Annotated in this window: 13 protein-coding genes; 6 read left to right on the top strand and 7 right to left on the bottom strand. The window is 73.2% G+C overall.

The genetic code is table 11. The annotated features are described in order from the left end of the window. Window positions 1–197: 197 nt before the first annotated feature. The 4 genes from ABTY59_RS31300 (at window position 198) to ABTY59_RS31285 (ending at window position 4,951) form a co-directional block, all read left to right on the top strand. The gene (locus ABTY59_RS31300) at window positions 198–1,058 is read left to right on the top strand and encodes a carbohydrate ABC transporter permease (protein ID WP_352022509.1); all 861 of its coding nucleotides are present in this window, start codon (window positions 198–200) and stop codon (window positions 1,056–1,058) included. Continuing rightward, entirely contained in the window at window positions 1,055–1,888 is an 834-nt protein-coding gene (locus tag ABTY59_RS31295; protein ID WP_352022454.1) for a carbohydrate ABC transporter permease, read from the top strand. Before ABTY59_RS31300 ends, ABTY59_RS31295 begins: the two co-directional genes overlap by 4 nt. A gap of 9 nt (window positions 1,889–1,897) precedes the next feature. Beyond that, window positions 1,898–3,403 (top strand): beta-N-acetylhexosaminidase, encoded by a 1,506-nt coding sequence (locus ABTY59_RS31290; RefSeq protein ID WP_352022453.1) that lies wholly within the window; start codon window positions 1,898–1,900, stop codon window positions 3,401–3,403. Between the two features lie 111 nt (window positions 3,404–3,514). Further along, on the top strand, window positions 3,515–4,951 hold the full coding sequence (locus tag ABTY59_RS31285; RefSeq protein ID WP_352022452.1) for a cellulose binding domain-containing protein: 1,437 nt from the start codon (window positions 3,515–3,517) through the stop codon (window positions 4,949–4,951). A gap of 101 nt (window positions 4,952–5,052) precedes the next feature. On the opposite strand, the gene ABTY59_RS31280 is transcribed toward ABTY59_RS31285, so the two are convergent. After that, a complete protein-coding gene (locus tag ABTY59_RS31280) occupies window positions 5,053–6,654 on the bottom strand; it encodes a S8 family peptidase (protein ID WP_352022451.1) in 1,602 nt (533 codons plus the stop codon). A gap of 630 nt (window positions 6,655–7,284) precedes the next feature. Here ABTY59_RS31280 and ABTY59_RS31275 point away from each other — a divergent pair. Next, the gene (locus tag ABTY59_RS31275; RefSeq protein ID WP_352022450.1) at window positions 7,285–10,185 is read left to right on the top strand and encodes a LuxR C-terminal-related transcriptional regulator; all 2,901 of its coding nucleotides are present in this window, start codon (window positions 7,285–7,287) and stop codon (window positions 10,183–10,185) included. Between the two features lie 104 nt (window positions 10,186–10,289). On the opposite strand, the gene ABTY59_RS31270 is transcribed toward ABTY59_RS31275, so the two are convergent. From ABTY59_RS31270 to ABTY59_RS31245, 6 genes are all read right to left on the bottom strand, one after another. Next, window positions 10,290–11,381 (bottom strand): aldose epimerase family protein, encoded by a 1,092-nt coding sequence (locus tag ABTY59_RS31270; protein ID WP_352022449.1) that lies wholly within the window; start codon window positions 11,379–11,381, stop codon window positions 10,290–10,292. A 326-nt stretch (window positions 11,382–11,707) separates the two neighbouring features. After that, window positions 11,708–12,763, bottom strand: a complete 1,056-nt coding sequence (locus ABTY59_RS31265) for a LacI family DNA-binding transcriptional regulator (RefSeq protein WP_352022448.1) — start codon at window positions 12,761–12,763, stop codon at window positions 11,708–11,710. 126 nt (window positions 12,764–12,889) lie between these two features. Then, window positions 12,890–13,942, bottom strand: coding sequence for an ABC transporter permease (locus ABTY59_RS31260; protein WP_352022447.1), 1,053 nt, complete (start codon window positions 13,940–13,942; stop codon window positions 12,890–12,892). Then, on the bottom strand, window positions 13,939–14,904 hold the full coding sequence (locus ABTY59_RS31255; protein ID WP_352022446.1) for an ABC transporter permease: 966 nt from the start codon (window positions 14,902–14,904) through the stop codon (window positions 13,939–13,941). The genes ABTY59_RS31260 and ABTY59_RS31255 overlap by 4 nt, the downstream gene beginning before the upstream one ends. Beyond that, window positions 14,901–16,676 (bottom strand): sugar ABC transporter ATP-binding protein, encoded by a 1,776-nt coding sequence (locus ABTY59_RS31250; protein WP_352022445.1) that lies wholly within the window; start codon window positions 16,674–16,676, stop codon window positions 14,901–14,903. Before ABTY59_RS31250 ends, ABTY59_RS31255 begins: the two co-directional genes overlap by 4 nt. 358 nt (window positions 16,677–17,034) lie before the next feature. Further along, on the bottom strand, window positions 17,035–18,120 hold the full coding sequence (locus ABTY59_RS31245) for an ABC transporter substrate-binding protein (RefSeq protein ID WP_352022444.1): 1,086 nt from the start codon (window positions 18,118–18,120) through the stop codon (window positions 17,035–17,037). 591 nt (window positions 18,121–18,711) lie between these two features. Here ABTY59_RS31245 and ABTY59_RS31240 point away from each other — a divergent pair. Beyond that, complete coding sequence (locus ABTY59_RS31240) at window positions 18,712–22,011, top strand: LamG-like jellyroll fold domain-containing protein (protein ID WP_352022443.1); 3,300 nt, start codon at window positions 18,712–18,714, stop codon at window positions 22,009–22,011. The last annotated feature ends 163 nt before the right edge of the window (window positions 22,012–22,174 follow it).

The raw sequence follows: 22,174 nt of genomic DNA, 5'->3' as shown, positions 1-22,174 counted from the left end.
GACCGCTCGACGGACCGCGCGACGGACCTCTCGACGCACCTCCCGACGGACCTCTCGACGCACCTCTCGACGGTCCGCCCAGCGGGCGGCTCGGCCGACGGATCGGCACACGGCCCGCAGGACGGGCGGGTCGGTCCGGCCGTCCGGCGGGGGCGGCCCGGGCCCCGTCGGGACGCGCGGCCTTCTGGCCCTACCTCCTGGTCGCCCCCACCGTCCTCGGCGGCCTTCTCCTCCTCGGGTACCCCTTCGTCCGCAATCTGCTGATCTCGTTCCATCAGTACGGCCTGGGCGAACTCATCCGAGGCGAAGCCTCCTTCGTGGGGCTCCGCAACTACCGGACCGTGCTCTCGGACCCCGAGTTCTGGGAGGTCGTCCGGCGCACCTTCTGGTGGACCCTGGTCAACGTGGTCCTGATCATGGTGATCGGCACCCTGGTCGCGCTCATGATGCAGCGGCTCGGCCGCAGGATGCGGATCCTCGTGACGACGGGGCTGGTCCTCGCGTGGGCCAGCCCGGTCATCGCCACCACGACCGTCTTCCAGTGGCTCTTCGCCTCCCGGCTCGGAGTGGTCAACTGGGTACTCGTACGGCTGGGTTTCGAGTCCTTCGAGGGCTACTCGTGGCTGGCGGACGGCCCCGCCGCGTTCACCGTCCTGGTCCTCCTGGTGGTCTGGCAGTCGGTGCCCTTCGCCGCGATCACGCTCCACTCGGCGCTGCTGACCGTCCCCGCCGAGCTCTACGAGTCGGCCCGGCTCGACGGCGCCGGCGGCCGGCGCATCTTCCTCTCGGTCACGCTCCCCCTGCTGCGCCCCATCTTCGGGCTCGTCCTCTGCCTGGAGGTCATCTGGGTCTTCCGCTGCTTCGCCCAGATCTGGGCCGTGACCAAGGGCGGCCCGGGCGAGGCGACGACCACCCTGCCCGTGTACGCCTACCGCGTGGCCCAGTCGCTGCACCGCTACGACCTCGGAGCGGCCGTCTCCACGCTCACCGTCCTCCTCCTCATGGCCGTGCTCATCGCCTACTTCCGCCAGATGCTCCGACAGGAGGCCGACCGGTGACCCCGCGCGCCCTGCGCCGACTCCCCCTCCACACCGCGGCGGCGCTGGTCTTCGTCCTGGCCGTGTTCCCGGTGTACTGGATGGTCCTCACGGCCTTCCGGCCGACCCGCGACATCCAGTCCGAGACGCCGGGCTTCCTTCCCGTCTCCGTCACCCTGGAGCACTTCCGGCACGCCGTGGGCGCCGACGGGTTCTGGATGTTCTGGCGCAACAGCCTTCTCGTCACGGCCGGTTGTGTCGTGCTCGCCCTCGTGGTGGCGCTCGCCGCCGCGTTCGCCGTCGCCCGGATGAACTGGCGCGGCCGGCGGGGCTTCATCCTCATGGTGTTCATCGCCCAGGTGGCGCCCTGGGAGGCGCTGCTGATCCCGATGTACGTGATCGCCCGGGACGCCGACCTGCTCGACCGGCTCGCGACCCTCAGCCTCGTCTACTTCATGGTCACCCTGCCCTTCACGATCGTCACCCTCCGCTCCTTCCTCGCGGCGGTCCCGCCCGAACTGGAGGAAGCGGCACAGGTCGACGGTTGCACCCGCACCGCCGCGTTCCGCCGCGTGACGCTCCCGCTGCTCGCACCCGGACTGCTCGCGACCTCGCTCTTCGGGTTCATCACCGCCTGGAACGAGTTCGCCTTCGCCAACATGCTCATCATCAAGAACCAGGACGACCGGACCCTGCCCGTCTGGCTGTCGTCCTTCTCCAACGTCTTCGGCACCGACTGGGGCGCCACCATGGCCGCCTCCACCCTCTTCGCCCTGCCCGTCCTCGTCCTCTTCCTGGTCCTGCAGGGCCGGGTCGCCGCCGGAATGACCGGCGGAGCCGTGAAGGGATAACGCTCCTCGATGCCCCAGCCCCGACTCGTTCCCGAACCCACCCACCTCCAGCTCCTGCCCGGCACGTTCACCTTCGACGCGTCGACCGCGCTCAAGGTCTCGCCGGGCGCCGAGGGCGCTGCCGGACTGCTGCGCACCCTGCTCGGCCCTTCCACCGGGCTGAACCTGCCCGCACGTGCGGACGGCTCCGTCGTCCTGGCGCTCGACCGCGCCCTCACCGGTCTTGGCGAGGAGGGGTACGGTCTGACCGTCGGCGCCGAGGGGGTGCTGCTGCGGGCCGCCCGGCCCCAGGGGCTCCTCGCCGGTGTGCAGACCCTCCGCCAGCTGCTGCCCGTCGAGGCCCTGAGCGCCGAGCCGGTCGCCGGCGTCGGCTGGTCCGTCCCCTGCGTGCAGATCACCGACACCCCGCGCTTCCCCTGGCGCGGCTCCATGCTCGACGTCGCCCGCCGCTTCCGCCCCGTCTCCTACCTGCGGCGGTACGTCGACCTCCTCGCCCTCCACAAACTCAACGTCCTCCACCTCCATCTCACCGACGACCAGGGCTGGCGCATGCCGGTCGGGGCGCTCCCGCGGCTCACCGAAGTCGGCGGGGTGCCGCACGGCGGTGCCTACACCCGGGCCGAACTCACCGGTCTGGTGACGTACGCGGCGGAGCGCGGCGTCACCGTCGTGCCCGAGATCGAGATGCCGGGGCACGTCCGCGCCGCGCTCGCCGCCTACCCCGATCTCGGCAACCGTCCCGGCCGCACCTACGAGGTCTGGGACCGGTGGGGCGTGTGCGACACCATCCTCGGCGTCCACGACGGCGCCCTCGACTTCTGCCGCACCGTCCTGGACGAGGTGATGGAGGTCTTCCCCTCCCCGTACGTGCACATCGGCGGCGAGGAGTGCCCCACCACCGAGTGGCACCACGCCCCCTCCGCGCTGCGCAGGGCCGCCGAGGAGGGTCTGCCGGGACCCGCGGCCCTGCACGGCTGGTTCATGGAACGCGTCGGACGGCACCTGCTCGACGCGGGTCGGCTGCCGCTGAGCTGGACCGAGAACGGCGCGGACCTCCCGCCGTACTTCACGGTCATGCCCTGGCGTGACGCCGACCACGGCCGCACGGCCGTCCGCCGCGGGCACCGCGTCGTGATGGCGCCGCATCGCACCACCTACCTCGACTACCCCCAGTCGGCCAGCCCCGCCGAGCCGCCCGGCCAGGCCGGCGAGGTCGTCGACCTGCGGACCGTGCACGGCAACGATCCGGCACCGGCCGACTGGACCCCGGAGGAGGCCGCCCGGGTCCTCGGCTCTCAGGTGCAGCTGTGGACCGAGTACGTGCCCACCACCGCGCACGCCGAGTACCTGACGTTCCCCCGGCTCTGCGCGCTCGCCGAGGTCGTCTGGACCGGCCGCCACGACTGGCAGGGCTTCCAGGAGCGGCTGCGGCACCACAGGACGCGGCTCGACGCCCTCGGCGTACCGCGCCGGCTGCCGCCCGCGCCCGCGGCCCTCCTCGCTGCCGCTCCGTGACCGGGCCCCACACTCAGCTCGCCCGCTCGTACACAGGGCCCACCGGTGCGCACCTCGACCGCACCACCCGTTCCGTACCCCGCCCCACCCCGTCCCAGGAGAGGAATCACCATGAACGACCCCACGAGGAGCAGGAACCTGCGGATCCGCGCCGCACTCGCCGTCGCCGCGGTGACCGGGCTCGGCGCCACCGCCCTCACCGCCCTGCCGGCGGCCGCGTCCGGTGAGGCGCTCACCGTCCAGTACCGGCAGAGCTCGACCGGCGGAGACCAGGCCGAGCCCTGGCTCAAGGTCGTCAACACGGGCGCGTCGAGCGTGCCGCTGAGCCAGGTCAAGGTGCGCTACTACTTCAAGGCCGAGGCGGGAGCCTCGTACACCTACGCCTGCTCCTGGGCGGTGAAGGGCTGCGCGAACCTCACCGGCACCTTCGGCACCCTCGCCCACCCGACGGCGACCGCCGACCGCTACCTGGAGATCGGCTTCACCGCCGGCGCCGGATCCCTCGCGCCCGGCGCGGACACCGGCGACATGCAGCTGCGCTTCCACCGCTCCAACTGGCAGGCCCTGAACCAGAGCGACGACTACTCGTTCGGTCCGGCCCAGACGGCGTACGCCAACTGGGCCAAGGTCACGGCGACCGTGGGCGGGGTCCAGGTCTGGGGGACCGCGCCGGCGGGCAACGAGCCCACCCCCACGCCGACCGACCCCACCACTCCGCCCACCACGCCACCGCCCACCGGAGCCGCGCTCTTCGACGACTTCGACTACACCGGCCACACCGACCCGGCGATCAACGCCCACGGCTGGAGCGTCCGCTCCAACTCCGGCGGACCCGGCGTGCCGGGAGCCACCTGGGCTCCCGAGAACGTCACCTTCGCCAAGGAGGGCACGAACTCGATCATGAACCTGCGGACCTCGACCGCCGGGACGGGCGAGTCCACCCGGCACACGGAGATCCTCACCCAGGCCTCGAAGTTCAAGAACGGAACCTACGCGGCGCGGGTGCGCTTCTCCGACGCACCCGTGTCGGGCCCGGACGGCGACCGTGTCGTGCAGACCTTCTTCACCATCAACGACCTCAAGGCCCCGATGGCCGACGACTACGCCGAGTACGACTTCGAGTACCTCCCCAACGGGGGCTGGGGCGAACCCGCCGACATCCTCTACACCACGTCGTGGGAGACCTACCGGCCCGACCCGTGGGAGGCCGTCAACCAGCATTCCGAGTCCCGCACGAGCTACGACGGCTGGCACGACCTCGTGCTGACCATCGACGACAACGCGATCGTCTACTACGTCGACGGCCAGGAGTTCGGCCGGCACGACGCCCGGTACCTCCCCGAGCGCCCGATGTCGATCAACTTCAACCAGTGGCTGATCGACCTGGCCGGCCAGACCTCGACGACACCGCGCGCCTACGACCAGAAGGTCGACTACGTCCTGCACGTCAAGGACCAGGTCCTGACCCCGGCCCAGGTGGCCGCGAAGGTCGGGGCGTACCGCACGGCGGGCACGACCTTCCAGGACACGGTCCCGGCCGCGCCGTAGTCCCGTTCGGCATCGGCGCGACGGCCCCGTTCCCGGCGGACTCCGCCGGGAACGGGGCCGTCCCCCGGGCGCGCACCCGCTTCACGCGGGAGGCCGCCGGGTCAGAACTGGAGCGACCAGGCGTTGATGTAGCCGGTGTCGTTGGTCCAGTTGTCGGTGGCGCGGAGCTTCCAGGTGCCGTTGGCGGACTCGCCGGAGGCGTTGACGGCGAAGGTGCCCTGGATGTTGTCGGCGCTGTCGGCGGAGTCGTAGTCCTTGAGGAGGAAGGCGGTGCCGTCAGGGGCGACCAGTTCCAGCCTCACGTCGCCGCGGTAGGTGTGGCGGACGTCGACGGTGACGGCGAGGTTCGAAGGGGCGTTGCCGGTGACTCCGGTGACCGTGAGGGGGGAGTCGACGGTGGCGTTGTCGCGGATCTGGTAGTCGTCGGTGTTCTCGAACTTCTTGCCGGTGGGCGGCGGAGTGGTGGCGCCGGTGTACAGGAGCTTGTTGGGGGAGCCGGTGCGGGCGTCGGTGACCTTGTCGGGCGTGGCGTCGGCGACCAGCCTGTCGCGGACCTGGGCCGGGGTCCAGGTCGGGTTGGCGGCGAGCAGCAGGGCGGCCGCGCCCGCGACGTGCGGGGCCGCCATGGAGGTGCCGCTCATGGTCTGGGAGGCGGTGTCGCCGGAGTGGGACGCGGAGACGATGCTGTCGCCGGGGGCGAAGATGTCCAGGCAGGTGCCGTAGTTGGAGCCCTGTCCGTTGGACCAGCCGGTGGCGCGTCCGTCGCGGCTGTTGGTGGCGCCGACCGTGACGGCCGACGGGGTGGAGGACGGCGAGTAGGAGCAGGAGTCGGCGTTGTTGTTGCCGGCCGCCACGACCCAGGTGACGCCGGAGGCTATGGAGGCCGCGACCGCGTCGTTCACCGACTGCGTCTTCCCGCCGCCGATGCTCATGTTGGCCACGGCTGGCTTGACCGCGTTCTTGGTGACCCAGTCGATGCCCGCGAGGACCGGGGCCCAGGTGTCGCCCGAGGTGCCCTGGCAGTTCAGCACGCGGACGCCGATGAGCTTGACGCCCTTGGCGACGCCGTAGGAACCGCCGCCGACGGTGCCCGCGACGTGGGTGCCGTGCCCCTGGCAGTCGGAGGCGTCGGAGTCGTTGTCGATGAAGTCGTAGCCGCTGACCGCGCGGTTGCCGAAGTCGCGGTGGCTCATGCGGATGCCGGTGTCCACGATGTACGCGTTCACGTGGGAGGCGGTCGTCCCGTACGTGTAGCTCTTGTCCACGGGAAGGCCGCGCTGGTCGACGCGGTCCAGGCCCCAGGAGGGCGGCGAGGGCTGGGTGTCGACCGCGTACGCCACGCCGTCGGCCTCCACACGGGCCACGGTGGGCTCGGCGGCCAGTTCCCGGGCCTCGCTCTCCGTCATGCGGACGGCGAAGCCGCGCAGGGCGGAGGTGTACGTGTAGCGCAGGCTGCCCGCGTGGCGCTCGGCCAGGGCACGGGCGGAGGCGGGCACGTCGGCCGGGCCGACGGAGGCCTTGAAGGTGACGATGTAGGAGCCCTCGACCGCGCCCGGTCGGTCCGCGCCGACGATGCGGTTCTCCCCGCCGCTCGGCGGTGTGGGCGCGGCCGTGGCCGCGGCGGTGGCGGACGCCGCGGCGAGCAGGGCGGCACTGGTACTGACGGCGAGCAGGCGCCGGAGGGCGCGAGCGTCGAACTCCATGTCTGCTTCCTTCGTGGGAGGTGTCCGGACCCGGCTCGAAGTCCGGAGAGCGGCATCCGTCCCGCCGCCTGCTCCGGGCGCGCCCCGTCAGGGGTGGGAGGGCGCGCGCCCGGAGGGTGGCCGTCGGCCGGCCCGGACGGGGTCCCGGTGGGGACCGTGACGATCCGTCGGCCGCAGGCGGTCGTACGGGCGCCTCTGGTGGCGACGCCCGGGACGGCGGGACGAGGTGACGTGGCGTACGGAGCGGGCTCCGCGACGCACGGATCCGGTCACGCCGTACGACCGCGTGGGGTGCTGCCTCCCCGTGCCTCCAGCGGTTGGGGACCGTGGTGGACGGGGACGGCGCGACCGGACCGCCCAGAGCTTCGGTCACACGGAAGGAGGCCGGCAATGCGTAGCGCTACCCAAAGAGTGGGGACGCGGCGTCGCCGCCGTCGCCCGGCGGAGACCGGGGCGGGCGGGCGGCATTCCCTGGGTAGCCGCCCCCTATTGCGACGGCGGCCCCGCTGCCGGTAGACCCCTGCGGACAGCCCCACCCGCCCGGCGGACACCGCGGCCCCGCCCGCACCGCGGCAGACCGCCACGACGTTCGAGGAACCACCGGGTGGGTGGCCGGTGAGAGGCGGAGCCGTGGAGAGACGTCCCTTCGATGTGCCGTACGGCGACGTGCGTTCCGAGGGAGCCGGGTTCGTCGGCCGGCACGAGGAGGCCCTGCGGCTCCGCGCGGCCCTGCGCGCGGGGAGCGGCGTCGTCGTCGTGCGCGGGGAGGCCGGGGCCGGGACGTCGCGGCTCGTGGACGAGGTGCTCGGCGGGACGGAGTTCGCGGAGTGGACGCAGCTGCGGGGGACCTGCCCGGACGGCGAGGAACCGTCGCCCCTGGAGGCCGTCGCCTCGGCCCTGGCCCAACTTCCCCACCGCCCGGGCCTGGCCGACCGGATGCCGCCGGTCACCGGAGTCGTGGCGCTCGTCGTGCCCGAGCTCGCCGACCGCCTGCCGGCCCCGCCCGCGTCCGCCTCGGACCCGGAGGTACGCCGAGGGCTGCTGCCCCGCGCGGTGCGGACCCTGCTCGCCTCGCTCGGTGACACCGTGCTGGTCCTGGAGGCGGTCCACCTCGCCGACTCCGGGACGCTCCGGCTGCTCGACCGGCTGACGGACGCCCTGCCCGCCGGACTGCGGCTGGTCGTGACCGAGGACGCCGCCCCCGGGCTGCCGGTCCTCGGCGTCCGCACCCCGGCGGCCGGGCGATGCGAGGAGATCCGCGTACGGCCCTGGACACCGGAGGAGACGGAGCGGTTCGTCCGCCTGTGGGCGGCGGGGTGCCCGCGGGTGGGACCCGAGGACCTGCCAGAGCTCGCGGCACGCGTGCACGAACTGTCCGGCGGGCTGCCCGGGGCCGCCGGAGCCCTCCTCGACGACGCCGGAGAGCTGCTGTCGGCCGACGGGGAGGACGGCACCGGAGGGCGCGCGGTGCTCGCCGCCGTACGGGAGACGGGAGTCCCGGGGCGGGTGGCCCGGGAGTTCGCCCGCAGGTGCGCGCCGCTGGGGGAGGACGCCCGGCGGATCGTCGAGGCGGCGGCGGTCCTCGACCGGCCGGCTCCCGTCGGCCTCCTCGCCGAGGTGGCGGAGTGTCCGCCCGCGTCGGCCGAAGCGGCGGCCGACGCGTGCGTGCGGCGATCCGTGCTGCGAGCCGAAGGGACGTCGCTGTCCTTCCGGCACCCGCTGGACCGCCGGGCCGCGCTCGCGCGGGTGCCGGGTCCCCGGGCTGCGCGGCTCAGCCTGCGCGCGGCCCGCATCCTCCACCGCGTGGGCGACGGGCCGGTCCCGCTGGTCGACCTCGCCCGGCTGTACACGGCCGCCGGACACGTCCGCGAGGGCCTGCGGTGCCTGGTGCTGGCCGCCGATCGGGCGGCAGCCGGCGGCGACTACGCCACCGCCACCCGTCTGTACACCCGGGCCGTCGTCGACGAACCCCGGGCCGAGGGACGGGTGCGCACCGCCGCGAAACTGGCCCGCACCGCCCAACTGGCCCGGGCCGGCGAGCAGGTGGTCGCCGCCGTGCGCACGGTCCTCGACGAGGACGACCCGCCGCCGCGCCTGCGCGGCGAGATCCGCCTGCACCTCAGCGTGGTCCTGCGCAACCAGACCGGAGGGGCACTGGACAGCCTCGACGAGGTCGCCCGCGCCATTCCCGACCTGGAGGCGTCCGATCCGCAGACCGCCGCACGGGCCATGGCGGTCGCCGCCATCCCCTCCCTCCAGGGTTGGCCCGTCGACCGGCACCGGCACTGGCTGGACCGCGGCGAGGCGCTCACGGAGCGCGTCACCGATCCCGTGGCCCGGGCCGCCATCGCCGCCAACCGGGCCACCGCCCTGATGCTCGTCGGCGACCCGCGCGCCTGGCACGCCGCGGAGGCGCTGCGCGGGCCGGCCGCGTCCGCGATGGAGGCCGCGCACCACGCCCGGGGCTGGACCAACCTGGCGCACGCGGCCAGCGCGCTCGGACACGGCACGCGGGCGCGGGACTTCCTCGACCTGGCCGTCGCCGGGCTCGCCGACAGCAGCAGCCCCTACCTGGAAGGACTCGTCGAGACCGCCCGTCTGGTGCTCGCCTGGCACGGCGGCCGCTGGGACGGTCTGCACGCCGCCGCCGACACCACCACCCGGCTCTACCAGGAGATACCCGACCTGACCGCCGAGGCGATGCTGGTGCGCGGACTGACCTCGCTGCACGTGCTCGGCGACGTCCCCCGGGCCCGCCACGACCTCGCGGAGGCCGCCCGCACCGCCTGCTACGACACCGGCTTCATCCTCACGTCGTCGGCCGCCGCCACCGCCCGTGTCCACCTGGAGGCGGGGCGCCCCGGGCAGGCGTGCGAGGCCGTGGAGGACGTGCTGCGCCGGATCGAAGGGACCCGGGGCTGGGTGTGGGCGAGCGAGGTGTTGCCCGTCGCGGTGGAGGCCCTCCATGGCGGCGGGCGCACGGCGCGGGCCCGGCGACTCGTCGCCGACTTCGCCGCGGGATCCGCGGACGCCGACGCGCCCGCCGCCCGCGCGGCGCTCACCGTGTGCGGGGCGCTGCTCGCGGAGGCGGCGGGCCGGACCGACGACGCCGTCGCCCTGCTGACGGACGCGGAGGAACAGTGGCGCCTGCTCGGCCGCCCGCTCGACGCCGCCCGCGCCGCGGAGGCCCGCGGGCGGTGTCTGCTCGACCTGCACGGAGAGGCGGCGGCCCGGGGCGTCCAGGACGTCGTCGAGGCCTACGGGCAGCTGGGTGCCCGCTGGGACGTCGCCCGTTGCCGACGGCTGCTGCGCCGCCACGCCATCGTCACCACCCACCGCCGGGGCCGCCTCGGCTACGGCGACCGGCTGTCCCCGCGCGAGGAGGAGGTGGCCCGTCTCGTCGTCCAGGGCCGCGCCAACCGGGACATCGCCGAGAGCCTCGTGCTGTCCACGCGCACCGTGGAGCACCACGTGGCCCGCATCATGCGGAAGCAGCACGCCGCGTCGAGGGGCGACATCGCCCTGCCGTGACGGAGGAAGCGGCCTGCTGGTGGGGGTCCGGCGGTTGGTGTCGGGTCGGCCGCAGTCGGGGTCCAGCGGTGCGGGCCGGGGCCTGGCCACCAGCTGGGCCGGCGTCAGCCGCTCGTCCGGAGGGGGGCGGTGGTGCGGGGGAAGCGGAACTCCGTGCGGCGGTGGCCGGTCGTCCCGGGGCGGAGGACGGCGCTCGGGTAGGCGGGGCGGTTCGGGGCGTCGGGGAGGTGCTGGGTCTCCAGGCAGACGGCGCCGTGGCGGCGCAGAGGGTGACCGGTCGGGCCGGTGAGCGTGCCGTCGAGCTGGTTGGCCGTGTAGACCTGGAGGCCGGGAGCGGTCGTCCAGACCTCCATGGTCCTGGCGCCGTCCGGGGCCGACAGGAGGGCGGCCCGGCGCGGTGCGGCGGATTCGCCGGAGGCCAGGACCCAGCAGTGGTCGTAGCCCTGGGCGTCACGGACCTGGTCCTCGTCTGCGAGGACGCCGGTGCGCAGGGTCCGGGGAGTGGTGAGGTCGAACGGGGTGCCGGTCACGGGGGCGATCGGACCCAGGGGGATTCCGGTCGCGTCGACGGGGAGGTACGCGTCGCCGTCGACCTGGAGCGTGTGGTCCAGGACGTCCCCGCCGTCCGCGGCCAGGTTGAAGTAGGCGTGGTTGCTGAGGCTGAGGACGGTGGGGCGGTCGGTGGTGGCGGTGCAGTCGAGGGCGAGCGTGCCCTGGGCGTCGAGCGAGTACGTGGCCGTGACGTCGAGCGAGCCGGGGAAGCCCATGTCGCCGTGGGGGCTGTGGAGTCGGAGCCGGAGCGCGGCGGTGCCGCCCTCGGTGTGCGGGGTCGCCTCCCACACCCGGGCGTCGAAGCCGGCGGGGCCGCCGTGGAGGGCGTGGCCCCGGTCGTTGACCGGTACGGCGTGGGGCGTGCCGTCGAGGGTGAAGCGCCCGTGGGCGATGCGGTTGGCGTAGCGGCCGATCAGGGCGCCGAGGTAGGGGCTCTTCTCCCCGTACTGGTCGAGCGACGGCAGCGAGAGGACGACGTTCTCGGTGCGGCCGGCCGCGTCGGGTACGCCGAGGGCGTGGAGGATGCCTCCGTACGTGAGGATCTCCGCGTAGGCGCCGGAGGGAGTCGCGAGTCGCCAGAGCGCGACCTCCTCCCCGGTCGGGGTGGTGCCGAACGGATGGGCGTGGATGGTGGCTCGGGGCATGGGGTGTCCTCGTCACGAGTGGGGGAGCGGCCGACGGGAGGGGACCCGACGAGGGGTGCGGTTCCATGGGTGCGGTCGCCCCCCCCGGCGGGGTACGGGCGCCGGAGACGAGCCGGGCCCCGCCGCCGTGGGCGGGCGCTCCGGCCCCCTGGGGCACACGGCACGGCCCGCGTGCACAGACCGGCCGGGCCACCGTGGGCAGGCCACCCGGGGCACACGGCACAGCCCGCGTGGCACTGGCAGCCCGGCCACCGCGGGCAGGCGGCCCGGTCGCGGGCCGGCACCCCCGGCCCGCGCGTGCGGGGCGGATACGGCCCCGTCGTCCGTCAGTCCCCGGCTTCCGGCGTGGGCCGCCCCCGCGGGGCGGCGGGGGGTGCGACGCCCGTCGACTCGCGTACGACGAGCCGGTAGCCGGGTCTGATGCGGCGGGGTTCGGCGACGGGGCCGCCGGCGAGGCGTTCGACGAGCCGGTCGACGGCGTGCCGGGCGATGGCGGGCTTGTCGGGGGCGACCGTGGTCAGGGTGGTGGCGCCGTAGCGGCTCTCCTCGATGTCGTCGAAGCCGACGACGGCGATGTCCTCGGGGACCCGGAGGCCGCGCTCGGTGAGGGTGCGCAGCGCGCCCAGGGCGATGAGGTCGTTGTAGGCGAAGACGGCGTCGGGGACGATGCCGCGGTCGAGGAGGGCGGTCATGGCGGCCGCGCCGTCACCGCGGCCGTAGCCGTCGGTGGCGACGACCAGGGACTCGTCGGGTGTGAGGCCCGCCGCGGTGAGCTCCTCGCGCCAGCCGCGCAGGCGGAGATGGGCGGGCCGGCGTTCGCGGTCGGTGCGGGAGCCGAGGAAGGCGATGCGTCGGCGGCCGAGGTCGAGCAGGTGACGGACCGCGGTGCGGGCGGCGGCCACGTTGTCGATGGCGATCTGGTCGTACGGTGCCTCGTACTCGCGCTCGCCGAGCAGGACGAGCGGCGAGGTCTCCTGACGGGCGAGGAGGTCGTCGTTCTCCAGGTGGATGGGGCTGAGGATCAGCCCGTCGATGACGTGGGAGCGGAACTCCTGGCACACGAGCAGCTCGCGCTCGCGGAGTCCCGCCGTGTGGTCGACCAGCACGGTGTAGTCGTGCTGGGCGGCGGCATCGATGACGGCTCCGGCGAGTTCCGCGAAGTAGGGGTTGCCGAGTTCGGGAACGGCGAAGGCGATGATGCCGGTACGGCCCTTGCGGAGGTGGCGGGCGGTGAGGTTCGGGCGGTAGCCGAGCTCGTCGATGGCCAGCTGTACCTTGGCTCGCATCTGCGGGGTGACGTGCGGATAGTTGTTGACCACGTTGGACACGGTCTTGATCGAGACGCCGGCCCGCTGCGCGACGTCCTTGAGGCTGACGCCCACGGAACTCCTCTGGTTCGGCTCTGCACGGTCGGCCGCCGGGCCCGGGGCCGGTGCGGCCCGTCCCCGGTGGGGCTCGGGCGCGCTCCTGGCCCCGGGGCACGGGGGCCGGTGGGGATGGTTCCGGCGTCAGAGCGTCCTTCTGCTGCGTGAAACGTACCTCTGCGCCACCACGACGAGGATCAGGAATCCACCGCTGACCACCGATTGGTACGAGGAGTTCAGAGAGCCGATCTGGTTGATCAGGTTCTGGATGACGGCGAGCAGCAGGACGCCCCAGAGCGTGCCGCTGACCGAACCGGCGCCTCCGGCCAGCAGGGTGCCGCCGATGACGACGGCGGCGATGGCGTCGAGCTCCATGCCGGTGCCGATGATGGTGACGCCGGAGGAGAGCCGTGCGGCGTTGAGCGCTCCGGCGAAGCCCGCGAGGAGGCCGCTCAGGACGTAGACCGTCACCTTGGCGCGGGCGACGGGGAGTCCCATGAGGGTCGCGGCGTCGGCGCTGCCGCCGACGGCGAAGAGCGTCTGGCCGAAGGAGGTGCGCTGCAGGACCAGACCGCCGAGGCCGAAGAGGGCGAGGGCGACGAGGATCGGGTGGCCGAAGCCGCCGATGGTGCCCTGGCCCAGCTCGGCGAAGGCCGAGCCCTTCGGCACGAGGTAGGTCGTCGCACCCTCGTCGGTGAAGGCGAGCAGCAGGCCGCGCGCGCCGAGCAGCGAGGCCAGGGTGACGATGAAGGGCGCCATGCCGGCCCGGGCGATCAGCAGGCCGTTCAGTGTGCCGATCGCCCCGCAGACGAGGAGCGGCACCAGCAGCGCGGGCAGCAGGCCCCATTGCGAGGCCCAGGCGGCGAGGACGCCGCCGAGGGCGAAGACGGAGCCGACGGACAGGTCGATGCCGCCGGTGATGATCACCAGGGTCATGCCGAGCGCGACGATGGAGAGGAACGACGCCTGGACCAGCACACCGCGGGAGTTGTCGAGTGTGGCGAAGCTCGGGTACGCGAAGGAGGCGATGACCACGACGAGCAGCAGGACGGCCAGGACGCCCTGGCGCTGCACCAGGGAAAGGAGACGTTCGGCCGCGGTGAGGCCGCTCGCGGGGCGGTCCGCGTCGGCAGTGCCGCCGGGGCCGGAGCCCTTGGTGCCGGCCCCCGGGGCAGTGAGTGAGGACGTGGGGTTCATCGGGATCGACGCTCCCGTGCGATGTAGACGGCGGCGATGATGATGGCCGCCTGGGCGATCTGGGCGGTGGAGTCGGGCAGGTCGTGCTTGACCAGGGTGGCGCGCAGCAGCTGCATGAGCAGGGCGCCGGCCAGGGTGCCGAGCACACGGACGGAGCCGCCGCTCAGCGGGGTGCCGCCCACCACGACGGCGGTGATGGCGGAGAGCTCCATCAGCGTGCCGAGGGAGGAGGGGTCGCTGGCGGTGAGGCGTGCGGTGGCGAGGATGCCGGCGAGGGCGGCGAGCACGCCGCAGAGGACGTACACGCCGATGAGCACCCGCTTCACCGGCAGGCCGGCGAGGGCGGCGGCCTTGCGGTTGCCGCCGATGGCGACGACCTGGCGTCCGAAGGTGGTGCGGTGGACGAGGAAGGCGACGGCGAGCGCCAGGATCCCGGCGATCAGGGGAATGCACAGGAGGCTGCCGGTGCCCAGGGCCAGCAGGTCGGGGTTGACGATCTGCTTGAGCTGCCCGTCGGCCAGGACGAGCGCGATGCCGCGGCCGCCGACGAACAGGGCCAGGGTCGCCACGATGGGTTGGAGCCCCACCACCGAGACCAGGGTGCCGTTGACGAGGCCGACGACGGCTCCGGCGAGGAGGGCGATGAGCAGGGCGGGCACGAGGCCGTAGCCGAGGTAGAGCGGCAGCAGGGCCGTGGCGAGTGCCATGGCGGAGCCCACGGACAGGTCGACGCCCTCGGTCCCGATCACCAGGGCCATGCCGAGGGCCACGATGACGATCGGGGCGACCTGGATCAGCTGGGTCCGGAGGTTGTCGACCGTGAGGAAGTGCTCGGTGAAGAAGGCGTTGAAGAGCAGCAGCGCGGCGACGGCGGCGTAGACGCCGTACTCCTGGAACCACGCGGTCGTGTTCCGCCGGGTCGCGGAGCCACGGACGGGCGCCGCTGCGGCCTGGGTGCTCATCGGGGGTCCTCCTCGGCGGCCGGGGCCGGGGCCCGGTGCGCCGCGCGGGTCGTGGGCGCCGCGTCCGGCGGGGAGCCGGCTCCGGCGGGCTTGGTCAGGGGTACGGCTCCGGGTGCGCCGGCCCCGGTGTCGGCGGGGACCGCCGGTGCGTCGGGCTGCGCCGTGCCGGCGGGCTCTGCGGCGTCGGCCTGCGCGGTGTGGTCGGCCAGGGCCGCGAGGAGGGCCTCCTCGGAGACGTTCTCACCGACGAGTTCGCCCGCGGTGGCGCCGTTCCTGAGGACGACGATCCGGTCGGCGCCCTCGACGAGCTCCTCGATGTCGGAGGAGACGAGCAGGACCGCCAGGCCCTCCTGCGCGAGCTCGTCGATGAGTGCCTGGACCTCGGCCTTGGCCCCGACGTCGATGCCACGGGTGGGTTCGTCGAGGAGGAGCACCTTGGGTTCGAGGCAGAGCCAGCGCGCGAGGAGCACCTTCTGCTGGTTGCCGCCGGAGAGCTCGCCGACCTTCTGCTCCGGGCTCGACGCCTTGATGCGCAGTCGCTTCATGAAGATGTCGACGACGCGGTCCTGCCGTGCGCGGGAGACGATGCCCGCGCGGGAGAGCCGGGGAAGAGCGGCCAGGACGATGTTCTCGCGGACCGACAGGCCCGGGACGATGCCCTCGGCCTTCCGGTCCTCGGGGAGCAGGCTGATGCCGGCGCGGATGGCGGCGGCGGAGGACGAGCGGCCGAGCGGGGCGCCGCCGACGCGGACCTCGCCCGCCTCCAGGGACAGGGCGCCGGCGAGGGCTTTGGCGGTCTCGCTGCGGCCGGAGCCGAGCAGGCCGCCGAGGCCGAGCACCTCGCCGGGGTACAGCTCCAGCGAGACGTCGTCCAGCTGGCCCCGCCGGACCATTCCGGTGGCGGTCAGGACGGGTTCGCGGGCGACGTCGTGGCCGGCGGCGCCGAAGCTGGTCAGGCCGTGCCGGCGGACCTCGGAGATCTCGCGGCCCAGCATCATGGACACGAGGCGCATGCGGTCGAGTCCGGCGAGGGGGCCGGTGTGGATGTGCCGGCCGTCGCGGAGCACGGTGACCCGGTCGCAGATCCGGTAGAGCTCGTCCATGCGGTGGCTCACGTAGACGACGGCGATGTTCCGTCGGCGCAGGTCCTCGATGACCCGGAAGAGCGTCTCGACCTCGCGCGGTTCGAGCGACGAGGTGGGCTCGTCCATCACGACGACGTGGGCCTCGACGGAGACGGCCCGCGCGAGGGCGACCATCTGCTGGGTGCCGATGCCGAGGGTGCCCAGGGGGCGGCGGGGGTCGACGGTCACGCCGAACCCGCCGAGGAGGGCCGATGCCTCGGCGTGCATGCGGGGGAAGTCGATGAGCCCGAAGCGGTTCTTGGGCTCGCGGCCGAGGAAGATGTTCCGGGCCACGCTCATCAACGGGACCAGGTTCACCTCCTGGTGGATCGTGGAGATGCCGGCGGCCTGCGCCTCGGAGGGACGGGTGAACCGCACCGGCCCTCCCGACAGCAGCAGTTCGCCGCTGTCCGGGCGGTGCACGCCGGTGAGGACCTTGATGAGAGTGGACTTGCCGGCGCCGTTCTCGCCGACGAGCGCGTGGGTCTCGCCGGCGCGCAGGGTGAACGAGACGTCGTCGAGCGCGACCACGCCGGGAAAGCGTTTACCGACGCCGCGTGCCTCGAGCACCGTCGGCGCGGCCGAGGGCGCGGTGCCGCTCGTCGCTGTCGGCGCGGCCTCGGGCGGCGCCGCTTCGGGGGGAGCCATGAACGTGGCCTTCCGGAGAGGGAACGGGGAGAGAGGAGGGCGGGCGGCCCGGGGCCGTGGCGGATGCCGTGTCCGGCGGCGGGAGACCCCGGACGGGCTGGGCTCGGGACCGGGTCGACACCCGGCCGGACGCCGTACGGAGCCGTCCGCGGCCGGTGCGGAACCCGGAGGTCACTCGGGCCGGGTGCGAGGCACGTGTCCGGGGCCGTACCGGCCGGGCACGGGCCGGAGCGGAACACCTGCCGGACTGGTACGCCTCGGGTGCGGGCCCGAAGTACGTCCGGAGCCGTGCCGGTCGGCCGTCAGGGACGGGGCGGCCGACCGGCACGGCTCGCGGACGGATCGGGCCGGCCGTGGGTCAGTACGCCCCGCCGAGGGAGGACTTGGCGTTGGACGGGTCGTAGGAGCGGTCCGAGATGATGACGTCCTCGGGGATGCCCTCGCCGGCGTAGAACTTCTGCGCGGTGGCGAAGGCGAGCGGGCCGAAGCGCGGGTTGGACTCGATGACGGCGCTCAACTCGCCGTTGGCCAGGGCCTGTACGGCGTTGCGGGTGCCGTCGATCGACACGATCTTGACGTCCTTGCCGGGGGCCTTGCCGGCCGCCTTGAGCGCGGTGACGGCGCCGAGCGCCATCTCGTCGTTCTCGGCATAGACCGCGGTGATGTCGGGCTTGGACTGGATCAGCTGCTCCATGACCTGCTGGCCCTTGTCGCGGGCGAACTCGCCGGTCTGCTGGGCGACGATCTCCAGGCCGGGGGCGGTCGCCCCGACCTGGTCGACGAAGCCCTTGGTGCGGTCCGTGGTGACGCTGTTGCCGGAGGAGCCGAGCAGGATGGCGACCTTGCCCTTGCCTCCGGTGGCCTTGACCATCGCGTCGGCCGCGCGCTTGCCCTGCTCGACGAAGTCGGAGCCGAGGAAGGCCAGGTAGTCCTTGCAGGCCGTGGCATTGACCTTGCGGTCGATGGTGAGGACGGGGACCTTCTTGGCGGCGGCGGCCTGGAAGGCGGGTTCGAGGCCGTCGGAGTTGAGCGGGGCGATGATGAGGAACTGCGCGCCCTGGGCGAGCATGTCCTGGATGTCGCTGATCTGCTTGGGCAGCTGTGACTGGGCGTTGGTGGTCAGGAGCTTCTTCACACCGATCCTGGCGGCCTCGTCCTTGATGGACTGCGTCTCGGCGATGCGGAAGGGGTTGGCCTCCTTCTCCGACTGGGAGAAGCCGACGATCGCGTTCTTGAGGTCGAGCTTGGGGGCGCCGTAGGTGGTGAGGGTGCAGCCCGGGCCTGCGGACGCGGTGGGCGTCTGGACGGTCTGGGCCCCCTGGCTGCTGTCGCCGCCCGCGTTGTCCGTGGTCTCCGACTTGGCGCAGCCGGACAGGGCGAGCGTGACGGTGGCGGCGACGAGGCACGCGACGGAGAGCGTGCGGTATCTCTGCGGAAGGGTCATCGTGAGGACACTCCTTGGCGGGGGGACAGCACCGCCGAGTGGCGTGCGGTCGCTCAGAGCAGGAAAGCGGAGCCGGTTCGCCGTGAGGGGACGGCGAAACCTTGGTGCGCAGCCTCGTGCAGCCCGGATCACACCCATGAGCTGGGCGGACACGGGCTCGGAGCAACCTCCCGAGGGGCGGCGACTCCGGCTTTACAACGTTATAACCGCGCCTCGGCGAGCGCTGCAAGAGGCCGGGACGACGTTTCCGGAATGCTTCCGGCGGCCGGTTCCGCGGTAACGGCGCAGGAGTTGACGGTCAGTCGGAAGGAAGGGCGCGCCGGGTCTGGACAGCCTCCGCGGCGCGTGCTGTCATTCCGCTGCACACAGTTTTCCAACGTTGGAATGGCAGCCGCCCACCCCTCACGGCACCGCCGTGGTGATGTCCGGGCGGCCCGTTCGGCGCCGGCCTCCGCCCACCGGCGCGACGCTGCGACAACCGCCGGGCACCCGCGCTCCCGAGGTGGACACGGCACCTCGCAGGGCCACTTCCGCCGACACGCGTTCCACGGGTCCGGCCGCTCCGATCCCCTCTCTAAGAGGAAAGATTCGATGACACGACGAAACACCCGCCCCCGAAACGGAATATGGGCGCTGCTGACCGCCGCCGCCCTGGTGCTGCCCGTCGGCGCCCTGACCCCGACCGCCTCCGCCGCGCAGCCGCACGCCACCGCCTCCCCGGCAGTCCAGCCGGGCGGCACCTTCTCCGCCCCCGCCCGGGACGCGGCCGTCGAAGTGCACGGCCTCAAGGGCGAGTACTTCAGCATGTCGGCGCCCGGCGCACGGGACTTCGACAAGCTGGGCGGCACCTCCCTCGACCCGCAGATCAACTTCTCGGGCCTCACCGGCACCTTCCAGTCGCTGACCGGCCGCGCCGAGCACACCACCGCCCGCTGGACCGGGCGGATCGAGGCCCCGGCCACCGGCGACTACACCTTCTACGGCATCGGGGACAACGGATTCCGGCTGTACGTCGACGGCAAGCCGGTGATCGACCACTGGGTGCCCGACTGGGACCGCGAGCAGACCAGCGCCCCGGTCCGGCTCACGGCGGGCCAGAAGCACGACTTCCGGCTGGAGATGTTCCAGGACGTCGGCGGGGCCAACATGTTCCTGCGCTGGTCGACCCCCACCCTGGCCAAGCAGCTGGTCCCCGAGTCGGCCTTCACCCCGCCCGCCGACTTCCAGGTCTACCCCGTGGAGCCGACGGTCCCGGCGAGCGGCAGGCAGCTGCGCCTGCGGTTCGACCACCCGGTCGGCGGCCTGGCGTCGGTGGCCGGGCACCTCACGGTGGAGGCGGACACCACACCCATGCCGATCCGTTCGGTCACCGCGGCCGCGGACGATCCGAGCACCGCGGTCGTCGAGCTGGCAGAGCCCATCCAGAAGGGCCAGCAGGTACGCGTCGACTACGACGGCGCCGGAGGCCTGAAGAACGGCGACGAGACCGTCCCCCGGATCCTCCGCTCGGCGGCCAACTCCTCCACGCACCGGCTCACCACCGAGTGGGGCGACGAACTGGACCGCGAGAACCCGCTGCCGGAGTACCCGCGCCCGCAGCAGGTGCGCTCCCGGTGGAAGAACCTCAACGGCCCCTGGCAGTTCGCGGGCGCGGACCCCGGCGAGCAGCCGGTCTTCGGCAAGGACCTCGACGAGAAGATCGTCGTGCCCTTCCCCGTGGAGTCCCAGCTGTCCGGGATCGAGCGGCACGAGGACCACATGTTCTACCGACGCCTGGTGGACGTGCCCAAGGACTGGAAGGTGGGCAGGGCCGGCAAGGACAACCGGCTGATGCTCAACTTCGGCGCCGTCGACTACCGGGCCACCGTCTGGGTCAACGGCAAGCGGGTGGCCGAGCACACCGGCGGCTACAACGCCTTCAGCGCCGACGTCACCGACGCCCTCAAGGCGAAGGGCCCGCAGGAGGTGGTGGTCGCGGTCACCGACACCGGCGGCCCGAACCAGCCGACGGGCAAGCAGTCCGCCAACCCGGGCGGCATCTTCTACACCCAGTCGTCGGGCATCTGGCAGACGGTGTGGATGGAGCCCGTGGCCCCGGTGGCCATCGACGACCTCGTCACGACCCCCGACATCGACACGGGCACACTGGACGTGAAGGTCGCCTCCGCCCGCGCCTCGGCGGGCGCGCGCGTGGAGGCCGTCGCCCGTGACGCCCGCGGCAAGGTCGTCGGCCGGGTCTCCGGCCCGGCCTCCGCGCCCCTGCGCCTCCCGGTCGCGCGGCAGCACCTGTGGAGCCCGGACGACCCGTACCTGTACGACCTGGAGGTACGCCTGACGGACGGCAAGTCGACCGATCGCGTCGACGGCTACTTCGGCATGCGCGAGATCGCGGTCCAGAAGGTGGGCGGCTTCCGGAAACTGGTCCTGAACGGAAAACCGATCTTCTCGCTGGCCACACTGGACCAAGGATTCTGGCCTGACGGCCTCTACACCCAGCCCAGCGACGAGGCGCTCGCCTTCGACCTCGAGGCGCACAAGAAGCTCGGCTTCAACGCCGTGCGCAAGCACATCAAGGTGGAGTCGGACCGCTGGTTCTACCACGCGGACCGGCTCGGGCTGCTGGTCTGGCAGGACTTCGTCTCGGGCGACCTCAAGGACGACGCCGGCCGCCAGGCGTTCGTCGACCAGGGCCGCGAGATGATGCGCCGGCACCACGACTCCCCGGCGGTCATCGGCTGGACGGTCTTCAACGAGGGCTGGGGCGAGTGGAACCGGGAGGAGACCGGCCGGATCGCCGGCGCGGTCAAGGCCGCCGACCCGTCCCGCATCGTCAACGCCCACAGCGGGGTCAACTGCTGCAACTCCAAGGGCGACTCCGGCAAGGGCGACATCGTCGACCACCACGACTACAACAACACCGACCCGGCCTATCCCGACCACCGGGCGGCGCTGGACGGCGAGCACGGCGGTTTCACCCTGCGTGCCCCGGGCCACATGTGGCCGGGAGCCCCGACGGTCATCTACAGCGGCGTGGCCGACAAGGAGGCCCTGACCCGCAAGTACGTGGAGAACACCGAGAAGTACTACCTGGAGGCGGCGGGTGCCGAGCTGTCCGGGTCCGTCTACACCCAGATCTCCGACCTGGAGAACGAGCTCAACGGCCTCTACACGTACGACCGCCGGGAGATCAAGGTCGACCCGGCCCGGGTCCGCGCGATCAACCTGAAGGTCATCGCGGCCGGCGCGGCCGCCGGGCAGCGCGGCCCGCTGGGGGGCGGCGCCTCCTGGTCCCTGGACGAGGGCTCGGGCACGAGCGCCCGCGACTCCGGCCCCGGCGGACGGACGCTGACGCTCAACGAGGGAACGGGCTGGGGCACCGGAGTCGGCGGAAGTGCTCTGACGTTCGACGGCCAGGGCCACTTCGCCCAGACGGACGGTCCCGTCATCGACACCACCACGAGCTACTCCGTGTCGGCGTGGGCGACGCTGGACTCCCTGCCGGGCAACTACGCGACCGTGGTCAGCCAGGACGGCCGTCGCCAGGAGAACCCCTTCTACCTCCAGTACGGCCAGGGCGCCTTCGCCTTCAGCACGCCGGGCGGCAACCGGGCCCGCTCCGTCACGACTCCCGAACTCGGCCGCTGGTACCACCTGGTGGGCGTCCGCGACGCCGCGAAGAACGAGATCCGGCTGTACGTGGACGGGACCCTGGCCGCCACGGCGGCGGCGGGCCCGGCCGACGTGAGCACGGGTCCGTTCGCGGTCGGCCGCGCCAAGTGGGGCGGCGGGAACGTCGACTTCTGGAAGGGCTCGGTCGACGGAGTGCACGCCTTCGACAAGGCGCTCTCCTCCGAGGAGGTGGCCGCGCTGCACGCATCCGAGAAGCCGTAGGGACGACGCCCCGGGCCGCGGGGGAGAACCGCGCGGCCCGTGAACCCCCGGACCGCGGGCCCGCGCCCGCGGCCCGGGGATCCCGGCGTGGGTTCGAGCCGCCACTGCGGTCCAGGTACACGCCGTCGGCGTAGTGACGCGGGTAGGAGCCGGGAAAGTCAGT

It is taken from the genome of Streptomyces sp. NPDC096079 (assembly GCF_040303145.1).
Classification (GTDB): domain Bacteria; phylum Actinomycetota; class Actinomycetes; order Streptomycetales; family Streptomycetaceae; genus Streptomyces.
The sequence above is the reverse complement of the archived record's forward strand: the minus strand, read 5'-3'. Positions and strand labels throughout refer to the sequence as shown.

Coding starts and splice junctions, on each gene's coding strand:
- ABTY59_RS31290 (WP_352022453.1), top strand. CDS start 1,898: ATGCCCCAGCCCCGACTCGTTCCCGAACCCACCCACCTCCAGCTCCTG.
- ABTY59_RS31285 (WP_352022452.1), top strand. CDS start 3,515: ATGAACGACCCCACGAGGAGCAGGAACCTGCGGATCCGCGCCGCACTC.
- ABTY59_RS31280 (WP_352022451.1), bottom strand. CDS start 6,654: ATGGAGTTCGACGCTCGCGCCCTCCGGCGCCTGCTCGCCGTCAGTACC.
- ABTY59_RS31270 (WP_352022449.1), bottom strand. CDS start 11,381: ATGCCCCGAGCCACCATCCACGCCCATCCGTTCGGCACCACCCCGACC.
- ABTY59_RS31260 (WP_352022447.1), bottom strand. CDS start 13,942: ATGAACCCCACGTCCTCACTCACTGCCCCGGGGGCCGGCACCAAGGGC.
- ABTY59_RS31255 (WP_352022446.1), bottom strand. CDS start 14,904: ATGAGCACCCAGGCCGCAGCGGCGCCCGTCCGTGGCTCCGCGACCCGG.
- ABTY59_RS31250 (WP_352022445.1), bottom strand. CDS start 16,676: ATGGCTCCCCCCGAAGCGGCGCCGCCCGAGGCCGCGCCGACAGCGACG.
- ABTY59_RS31245 (WP_352022444.1), bottom strand. CDS start 18,120: ATGACCCTTCCGCAGAGATACCGCACGCTCTCCGTCGCGTGCCTCGTC.
- ABTY59_RS31240 (WP_352022443.1), top strand. CDS start 18,712: ATGACACGACGAAACACCCGCCCCCGAAACGGAATATGGGCGCTGCTG.